Origin of the sequence: Wolbachia endosymbiont of Nomada ferruginata, from assembly GCF_001675785.1 — a bacterium.
GTDB classification, from domain to species: domain Bacteria; phylum Pseudomonadota; class Alphaproteobacteria; order Rickettsiales; family Anaplasmataceae; genus Wolbachia; species Wolbachia pipientis.
Map to the genome: position 1 here is coordinate 1 of NZ_LYUY01000053.1, position 9,042 is coordinate 9,042.

Annotated in this window: 10 protein-coding genes, 1 tRNA gene and 2 pseudogenes; 7 read left to right on the top strand and 6 right to left on the bottom strand. The window is 35.6% G+C overall.

Annotated features, from left to right (window positions below; all coding sequences use genetic code 11):
• Nucleotides 1–343: 343 nt before the first annotated feature.
• Nucleotides 344–502 (bottom strand): hypothetical protein, encoded by a 159-nt coding sequence (locus BA053_RS07315; RefSeq protein ID WP_156517989.1) that lies wholly within the window; start codon nucleotides 500–502, stop codon nucleotides 344–346.
• Between the two features lie 85 nt (nucleotides 503–587).
• Between BA053_RS07315 and BA053_RS03820 the strand changes: the two genes are divergently transcribed.
• Nucleotides 588–875: a hypothetical protein gene (locus BA053_RS03820; protein ID WP_065094527.1), complete on the top strand. Its 288-nt coding sequence runs from the start codon at nucleotides 588–590 to the stop codon at nucleotides 873–875.
• A 15-nt stretch (nucleotides 876–890) separates the two neighbouring features.
• Here the strand turns inward: BA053_RS03820 and BA053_RS03825 are convergent, their stop codons facing one another.
• The 5 genes from BA053_RS03825 to walE1 all read right to left on the bottom strand — a co-directional run bounded on the left by BA053_RS03825 (nucleotide 891) and on the right by walE1 (nucleotide 3,839).
• Nucleotides 891–1,349: a hypothetical protein gene (locus BA053_RS03825; protein WP_245611016.1), complete on the bottom strand. Its 459-nt coding sequence runs from the start codon at nucleotides 1,347–1,349 to the stop codon at nucleotides 891–893.
• Between the two features lie 135 nt (nucleotides 1,350–1,484).
• Nucleotides 1,485–1,559: transfer RNA gene (locus BA053_RS03830), tRNA-Gln, on the bottom strand.
• The gene (gene cutA / locus BA053_RS03835) at nucleotides 1,550–1,885 is read right to left on the bottom strand and encodes a divalent-cation tolerance protein CutA (RefSeq protein ID WP_065094529.1); all 336 of its coding nucleotides are present in this window, start codon (nucleotides 1,883–1,885) and stop codon (nucleotides 1,550–1,552) included. Before cutA ends, BA053_RS03830 begins: the two co-directional genes overlap by 10 nt.
• Before the next feature lie 167 nt (nucleotides 1,886–2,052).
• Nucleotides 2,053–2,238, bottom strand: a complete 186-nt coding sequence (locus BA053_RS03840; RefSeq protein ID WP_065094530.1) for a hypothetical protein — start codon at nucleotides 2,236–2,238, stop codon at nucleotides 2,053–2,055.
• A 110-nt stretch (nucleotides 2,239–2,348) separates the two neighbouring features.
• Nucleotides 2,349–3,839, bottom strand: a complete 1,491-nt coding sequence (gene walE1 / locus BA053_RS03845; RefSeq protein WP_156518222.1) for an actin bundler — start codon at nucleotides 3,837–3,839, stop codon at nucleotides 2,349–2,351.
• Nucleotides 3,840–3,994: 155 nt separating this feature from the next.
• Between walE1 and BA053_RS03850 the strand changes: the two genes are divergently transcribed.
• The 6 genes and pseudogenes from BA053_RS03850 to BA053_RS03870 all read left to right on the top strand — a co-directional run.
• Complete coding sequence (locus BA053_RS03850; protein WP_065094531.1) at nucleotides 3,995–4,210, top strand: hypothetical protein; 216 nt, start codon at nucleotides 3,995–3,997, stop codon at nucleotides 4,208–4,210.
• An 82-nt stretch (nucleotides 4,211–4,292) separates the two neighbouring features.
• A complete protein-coding gene (gene hflK / locus BA053_RS03855; RefSeq protein ID WP_010962866.1) occupies nucleotides 4,293–5,327 on the top strand; it encodes an FtsH protease activity modulator HflK in 1,035 nt (344 codons plus the stop codon).
• Nucleotides 5,328–5,329: 2 nt separating this feature from the next.
• Nucleotides 5,330–6,202, top strand: a complete 873-nt coding sequence (gene hflC, locus BA053_RS03860) for a protease modulator HflC (RefSeq protein WP_012673275.1) — start codon at nucleotides 5,330–5,332, stop codon at nucleotides 6,200–6,202.
• A 3-nt stretch (nucleotides 6,203–6,205) separates the two neighbouring features.
• Entirely contained in the window at nucleotides 6,206–7,690 is a 1,485-nt protein-coding gene (locus BA053_RS03865; protein WP_065106780.1) for a DegQ family serine endoprotease, read from the top strand.
• A 117-nt stretch (nucleotides 7,691–7,807) separates the two neighbouring features.
• Nucleotides 7,808–7,912, top strand: a pseudogene (locus tag BA053_RS06780) (WPE palindromic element domain-containing protein); the annotation flags it as partial.
• A 77-nt stretch (nucleotides 7,913–7,989) separates the two neighbouring features.
• Nucleotides 7,990–8,964: pseudogene (locus BA053_RS03870) on the top strand (WPE palindromic element domain-containing protein); the annotation flags it as partial.
• Nucleotides 8,965–9,042: the final 78 nt, after the last annotated feature.

Here is a 9,042-nt window from a genome sequence, read left to right on the forward strand (position 1 = left end):
CTGAAACGCGCTTATAAGTCGTTTAAGACAGTATAGTACGCCGATTTGCAGGATTAGAGAGTGACAACTAGCTAACACGGGGTTTCTTTTGCCTTTTTTTCTGCTTAGTAAATTTCTTAGCATTTAAGCTAAGGGTCTGTTGCAGTTTAAAAGTCGCTAAATTGCAGCGTTTAGAATAAAAAACGCCAATATTTTGAAGTACATATAAATAACTAGTTAACTACGGGGCTTCTTTTGCCTTTTTTTTCATTTGGTAAATTTCTTAAATATTTAGATTAGTTGCAATTTAAGAGCCCGTAAAGGGTGTCATTCCAGTGCTTGACACTGGAATCCAGGAATTTTATTAAGTTGGTGAGTATAAAAATAGCTGTTTTACGTTAAAATACAATGTTTTGATGATTATGGAAGGGCTGGATCCCAGTGTCAAGCACTGGGATGACATCATCATAAAGGAACCAGTGTCAGCTACTTGAATGACATCATAGGGGCGCTGGCCTGACAATCGTCATCCCGCTACGTGTTAGCGGAATCTGCTGTGGCGACATAAACTTAAATCATTTCAAATTTCAATCCAAAGAGGTATCATTATGTTAAACAACTTCAATTTTAAAGAATTTTTTAACCACTATGAAACAAATAGTACGTCAGATGATATACAAAGGTATTATTTGCTGTGGAAATCAGTAATAGCGCAGGCGATGACTGATGCAGCAAGTAACTGTAAAAAAACAGAAAGCTTGGTAGAAAAACGTAAGGCAATTTCTTGGTTGTCAGACTTTAGTCAAGATTTTGTGCACACATGTATATTGGCTGATTGTGATCCGGTATACGTAAAAAATAAAATACAGCCAACCTTAAAAAGCCTTACTAGATAAAGCCTTTTTATATACTTAATGAGGTTTACTCCTTTTACCGAAAAAAATATAATTCAATCTCCTATCTATAGTTGCCTCTATATCTTTGATTAATAGCTGCTTTATCATGTTTACTTTTCGCTTTGCATCTTGAGCTTGACGCTCATTGTTACCACTGTTATTGCTGTAATTATTCTTATCACTATAACTACTGCCACTTGGTTTGCTACTGTTACTGAACTCACTACCCTTTTTTCTTCTTGTGTTGAGTATCTGTATTATCTTTTCCTTTAAAAAGGACTTCCAGCCTGTGCCAAGTAATAATTTATAGAGAAAATGCGGAGTAAGAAACGCCACTAATATTCGAATAGAAATTCCGTAACCGAGATCTTCCCTATTTTCATAATACCACTTGCAATATTGAAAAAAACGGTAAAACGCATTTTTGAAAGAGCAAAATTCTACAGCATACCAAAAACCATTGCTGAGAAACATGAGCACAATGCTGAATGTGTAAAGATACATTGTGAAGAGAAACAGTTTCACAATTATATCTTTTAGACTACCTAATATATAATTCAATAATCTTAATTTATAGAAAAGTGATATCATTTCACACCCACTTCAATATGGCTGGGGTGGAAGGATTCGAACCTTCGCGTGGCGGTATCAAAAACCGCTGCCTTACCACTTGGCTACACCCCAATACTACTTACATCAATAACACTATTAGCCCAATTAGTAAAAGATTTATTTGCTTTTTCTATGGGCATCACAGCAATAGCTGGCTGATCATAAGAATGCATTGCTTCGATTTTTTCTACAATTTTATCAACTTGATCATTTTTGCTTTTCATAATTGCTACTACTTCACAACTATTACTAATTTTACCTTCCCATAAATACAGAGAATTCACTTCGGGAAATATGTTTACACATACAATTAATTTCTCGTTTAACAATTCCTCAGAAACAGTCTTAGCCTCCTCAAAATTTGAAAAAGTTGCATAGACTAAAACTAAATTACTCATTAGAATTTACATAAACGCATTGCTACTATACTCTACCGAGATTTATTCATCAAGAGAAAATAACGCCAGCGCGTACTGTATGAACATTTGTTTGCAAAGGTAGTATGTTAAGTGTTATAGCTAGTTTGCCTCAAACGTAAAGGTGTCATCCCAGTGCCCCTGTGATGTCATTCCAGTGCTTGACACTGGAATCCAGTTTTCCATATAATCTCATCGAAAACGTTGTAACCACTTTCTATGCTAGTTTGCTTGTAAACAAGCAAACTTTCCTGGATCCCAGTGTCAAGCACTGGAATGACATCACAGGGGCACTGGGATGACACCTTTCCTAGCAGAGAAATCACAATGTTCATACGGTTGTACGCATACCGCTGGGATCTAGGATTTTTCTATAGTTTAAAAACAAAAAAAGGACGTTACTCATTGAGTAACATCCTTTTGGAGAAGGTAGAAGTTTTACTTATTACACTGTTCCTGGAGTTGCTGTAGCTCTTGAGTTGACAGGTTCTGCACTAGGTTGATCTAGAGATGCGCGTCGTTTTGCCAACTTTTCTTCGAGTTCTCTGTCAAATTCTTCTTTTAAAGGAAGAACTTGTTTTCTTGTTAGCGTAGAAGAACCAGAACCCATTCCACTATCAGTAGAATTACTGTGAGTGAGAGTTCTGTTACTCAAACTATCCAGGTTTTGCTCCACAATAGGATCACTGAGAACATCTTCACTGAAAGAACTTTGTCCATTTAAGTTAGTCAATGAGGCGCTTCTAGGTAGTTCTGGTGGAGCAACTGGAGTAAGCTTAGGAGTTAAGCTACTAGATGAATTGCTTCTACGGACTGTTGCAAAGTTCTGAGAATCTGAATCAGAGACAGTAGCAGTACTTTCAGTTCCTATAGAATTTAGTGAATTGCTTCTTGACAAGCTGTTAGATTGTTCAGAGTTTTTTCTTCCCAGTGAAGAGAATGATGATGACACAGACCTAGTTAAACTTTTGACAGAAGGCCTGTTAGCTTTTTTCTCTGCTCTGTCAAACATATTGCTTACGCTTGAGTACAAATGATTTTCTCTACATTCTTTAATAACCTTCTTAATTTCATCGTGATGTTCAGAGAAAACACTGTCGATGAAATAACTACCTTTAGGTAATGACCTTTGTGTTAACAAGTTATGCAAGCTTTTTTCATTTAAATTATTAATGAATTCTTTCTGTACTTGCCATCCAGAAGTATGTTCAATCTCCCCTGATTTTGCCTTCTCTGCCATTTTTAAATCAATTTCTGACGATATTCCAGAAAGTATATTTTTCACTAACCCAGAATTATTTCCTTTATCAGCAAAAATTGCTTTCATATCATTTCTTATTTCGTCAGATTTCTTAATTGCATCTGGAGTAAACCTTTTTACCTTATCTAAATAGTCCGTCTCACCAGATGCCTTATGGAACTTATTTGCCACTCCTTCGCCTACAAAACTAGCGCCTTTTTTCAGTGAATCTACTGAATGTTCATAACCTTCTTTCACCTTATCTTTAACATGTACAGCACCATCTCTAACTTTTCCGGCAGTATATTTCGCCCCATCAACTGTTTTTTCTGCTGACCACTTGAGCCCTTTATATCCAGATTGAACTGCTTTTACAGCGACTTTTACAGCGAAATATAAAGCAAGACCAACTATAGCACCCGGTATAGCAAGTGTTGCACCAACTGCCAAAAGTGGTAGTACTGCCGTAAATAATCCACTTGCTGTACTTACTACAAGAATCTTATCTCCTTGTTTCATCTTAGAGAATTCTGTATCCCCTTTTAACAGGTCAGTAATTCTTTCTTTTAGCTTCTTGGGATCATTAGCAATATCTGAATTTGGTAGATTTTGCATCGTTTTATTCAAATCAAAACTATCTTCTGGTTGGTTTTGTTGAGTTCCAACAGAATTTGAATTTTTTTCATTAGGTGACATTTTAAACCTCACTATTAATTAAATATATTATAATTGTATTCCTTGATTCTTAAGTTAGTGTTAAATTGATTGCCAGTATTTATTTATCTTCAAATAATTTCGCTTGACGTGTTTTGTGGTAGCGTAGAAAATTAGGTCAAGAAGCTGCAGCATTTATGAGGTATAGAAAAAGAACACTCATCTTTTTAGCTGTTATAACTTTAATAATAATGGTTTTATTATTCAGCTATCATTTCCATTTTCACGAAGACGTAGTGCACTTAAAGAGTGACAAAAAAGAATTCAAAAAAAAGCCAGAAAATTCCATAGAGTCGACCATATTACATAGAGAAAAGGAAGTGTACGATCATGTTTTCCATCCTGATGATTAATTTGTAAATAAAATAGCAATTTATGTTTGCATTTTCTTATTAAAGAAGTAATATTAGCGTATTAATTATAGAATCAATCATTATGTTTGATGATAATAATCCTTGGAACCTGGGAAAGAAACCGGTAGGGAACAAAACTCCCAATAATGAAGATATTTTAAGTAAAGCTGTATCTGATATAAGGTTCTTTCTTAATGGATTAACCAGAAACAGGGGCAAAAAACCTTATTTCATCATTTTCATTATTTTGCTGTTCTATGCTTGCACTGGCTTTTATATTGTCCATCCTAGTGAAGAAAGTATAGAACTTACCTTTGGTAAATATTCTAATACAGAAACACCTGGTTTGCGTTATCACTTCCCCTACCCTATTGGCAAGGTTTTTAAAGTGAACGTTAAGGAAGTAAATCGTGAAGAAATTGGGGTAAGTAGTTCTTATGGGCGAGATACAGATCGCGGTGAAGGCGTGATGCTAACTGGAGATGAAAATATAGTCAACGTTAACTTCGAGGTTCAATGGCGCGTTAGAGATGCTAAGGACTATTTATTCAAAGTGCGGGATTACAAACCCGGTTTCAGTGTTAAAAATGCTGCTGAAAGTGCCATGAGAGAAATAATAGGTAAAAACACGATCTCTTTTGCACTTGGTCAAGGCAGACCAGAAATTTCTAGAGATACTAGAATTCTATTGCAGCAGATTCTTGATGGATACCAAATGGGTATAGAGATTTTATCTGTTCAAATGAAAAAAATTGATCCACCAGAAAAAGTAATCAGTTCGTTTAGAGATGTACAAAGTGCTCGTGCAGACAAAGAGCGTACTATAAACGAAGCATATGCTTATAATAATGATATTATACCTCGAGCAAAGGGTGAAGCGATAAAGATAAAATTAGATGCACAAGCATATGAAAATGAAATAATAAATGAAGCAAAAGGTAATGCAAATCGCTTTTTATCTCTTTATGAGGAATATAGACAGAATCCTTCTCTCGTTAAGAATCGTATTTATCTTGAAACTATGGAAAATATTTTCAGTAAGGTAGACAAAGTTGTTGTAACTGATGATCTGAAAGGTATGTTTTCTTATTTACCTCTTACAAATTTAGGAAAATAACCATGAGTAGTAATATTAAAATTGTTTTTGTTTCTGTATTTGTTGTTTTATTGATTGTTTTATCTAATTCAATATTTGTTGTGCAAGAAACAAAGCAAGCAATAGTTATACAACTGGGTAAAGTTGTAAGGGATGTTAGGGAAAGTGGCTTATATTTTAAGTTGCCATTCATAAATAGTGTAGAGTTTCTTGATAAAAGAGTTTTAGATTTAAGTCCTGATAAGATCCCAAGGGAAGTGATAACAGCGGATCAAAAACGTATTATAGTAGATGCGTATGCAAAATATAAAATAACAAATCCTGTTACTTTTTACCAGGCTGTGAGGAATGAATCAGGTCTGGTTAGAAGATTATATCCGGTTATAGAAGCTCACATAAGAGAAAATATAGGCAGATTTTCGTTGATTAGCTTGTTGAATGAAAAAAGATCAGAGGTTATGCAATTGATTCAGCGTGGAGTTTATTCTGAAGCTGAAAAATTTGGCATAGAAATAATAGATGTAAGAATTAAGAGAGCAGATTTACCAGAAGAAAATAGTTCTGCAATATTTCGCCGTATGCAAACTGAAAGGGAAAAAGAAGCAAAAGAAATTAGAGCAGAAGGAGAGCAAGCTGGGCAGGAAGTTAGATCAAAAGCTGATAAATTAAAAAGGGAAATTATCTCCAGTGCAGTAAAAGAATCGTACGAAATAAGGGGCCGTGGTTATGCTGAAGCAACTAGAATTTATAATGAGGCATTTAAGGTTGATGAAGAGTTCTTTAACTTTTATCGCTCTATGAGCGCTTACAGTAAATCATTTGCCGAAAATAATACTAAATTTGTACTTTCACCAAACAATAACTTTTTAGATATTTTAAATAAAGGATGGAAATAATTTATGAAAAGTAAGGCATTTATTTTATCTATATTTGCATATTTTCTAATTGCGTTTTCTTCGTATGCTAATATGTTTGATTGGAATGCAAAAAAGGTCGTTGATGCTAGCACTACTGCATGCAACTGTAATCAAGGACTTGCCGATTTAGTGGAAGAACTCATTCCTGCGGTTGTAAATATTTCAAGCGAACAAATCATCAAACAAGAAAATAACAGCAAAACTAGAGTTCCATCTATGCCAGGAAATAATTTTTTTGATGATTTTAGAGAGTTTTTTGAGCACTTTGATCAGTTTTTTATGGATAGGGGCCCTAGTGTTAACAGAGAGGTGGTGTTGCTTGGCTCTGGGTTTATTATAGATAAAGGTGGAATCATAGTAACAAATTATCACGTTATTAAAAACGCCCAAGATATCACAGCTACCATGAACGATAATACTCATTTTAAAGCAGAAGTTTTAGGCTATGATGCAAGAACTGATCTTGCTGTGCTTAAGATCCATTCTGATAAAGACCTTCCTTTCGTCGCATTTGGTGATTCTGATGCAGCAAGGGTTGGCGATACTGTTATTGCAATAGGTAACCCATTTGGTTTGGGTAGCTCCGTTAGCAAGGGAGTTGTATCTGCAAGGTCTAGAGACATTAGTATCGGCACTATGAATGAATTTATTCAAACCGACGCTGCAATTAATAGAGGCAACTCTGGAGGGCCATTATTTGATTTAAATGGAAAAGTTATAGGCATTAACACCGCTATCTATTCCCCATCTGAGTCTGGCGGTAACGTGGGTATAGGCTTTGCTATACCATCTAATTTAGCTATGTCAATTATTGACACATTAAAAAGTGGCAAAAAAATAAAACATGGTTGGCTTGGTGTGCAAGTTCAGCCTATAACGAAAGAATTCGCTAAGTCCTTGGGTTTAAAAGATACAAAAGGTGCACTGGTTGCAAGTATAGTACAGGATAGTCCTGCAGAAAAAGGTGGAATTAAGGTGGGTGACATATTATTAGAATTTGATGATAAAAAAATTGATAGAATGACACAACTGCCTCAAATGGTTTCAAGAACTGAACCTGGAAAAAAAGTACAAATTAAGTTACTTAGAAAGAGCAAAGAGGTCAATATTAAGGTTGTGATTGAAGAATCTGCAAATGATGGTCAAGGTAATAATCAAGAAGAAAATAAATCAACATCCGATTACATAACTGGTTTAACTGTTTCAAACCTGCCAAAAGAATCAAAAGAAAGTAATCCTACAAAAGGTGTGATAGTTACCAATGTAGATAGTAACAGTAATGCCACGCTGCGTGGTATTAAAAAAGGAGACATTATTATCCAATTAGATGGAACCGATATAGAAAATACTAATGATTTTCAAAAACAAGTTGATTCAGCAGTAAAGAAAAACGGTAAAGATTCAATAATGTTGCTCATTTACCGCAATGGAAATCAATTCTTTACTTCGATAAAGTTGAAGAAGTAATTTTATTCACTAAATTTACAAAACAGTAGTGTTGTAAGCTCGCTACTGTAACACTTCAATCTTATAAAATAAATAAAAATCTACACTAGATTTCTTGCGTAACCATATAAAAAACCAAAGGATGTCATCCCAGTGCCCAGACACTGGAAACTTCACTGTAATGAGCACATTGAGCAGCTGTATAATAAAAACTGGATTCCAGTGTCAGCTACTTGCATGACGCCGTCATAAAGGAACCAGTGTCGGCTACTTGGATGACACCATAGGGGTTACTTGGGTGATACTATAGGAGGTCTAACATGAACTTTCTAAAATTCATTGAACTGTGCTTTCAAACAGTGGTGCCGGGATGTGAGTATAATGATTATCAGTACATAAAAGTCATAGCAGACAGGCTGGAAGCAGCGAATGCTGGCGAAGTAAGGCGCATAATACTCAATATGCCTCCGCGTTCAATGAAGTCCATATGTGTAAGTGTTGCGTGGCCCGCATGGATACTGGGAAATCAGCCAACTGCAAGAATAATAGTTGCAAGTTATTCTAAGTTGCTTAGCGAAAAACATTCGCTCGATACGAGGTGCATAATGCAATCTGATTGGTATAAAAAGCTATTTCCAGAGGTAGAACTATCCAAAGACCAGAACACTAAATATAAATTCCAAACAGTGCAGAGAGGATACAGAATCGCAACATCAGTTGGAGGAACATTAACCGGTGAAGGTGGTGACTTTATTATTGTGGATGATCCGCTTAACCCTGCTCAAGCTTTGAGTGAAACATTTAGAAAACGTGCCACAAACTGGTTCGATCAGACTTTAGTAACGAGACTCAACGATAGAAAAAAAGGAGTAATTGTGCTTGTGATGCATAGGCTCCACCTGGAAGACTTAACTGGGCACCTCTTATCCAAGCCAAAAAACATATGGCATCACATTTGTTTGCCAATGATTTCTGAAAATAAGGAGGTTATTTATTCAATTAATAACCATACTGGTGTCATTCCAACCCCCCCTCCTGTCATCCCAGTGCCCAGACACTGGGATCCAGAAAATTCAACCGCAAAAGACTGGATTCCAGCATCAAGTGCTGGAATGACACTACCTGCAAGAGTATTATACTCAAGAGAAGAGAATGAGTTATTATATCCCCTGGAGGGAGGAAGAGAAGAAGTTGAGATGATAAAAGTTGAACTCGGGAGTTACGCTTTTGCTGCTCAATATCAACAAAACCCCCTGCCGCTTTCAAGTGGTATAATAAAACAAGAGTGGCTAAGAGGTTGTCCGGAAACAAGTAAAAGGCTATAATATCTGAAATTTTAGTACGGGGTAAAGATGAGAAAAAAGTATCCAACA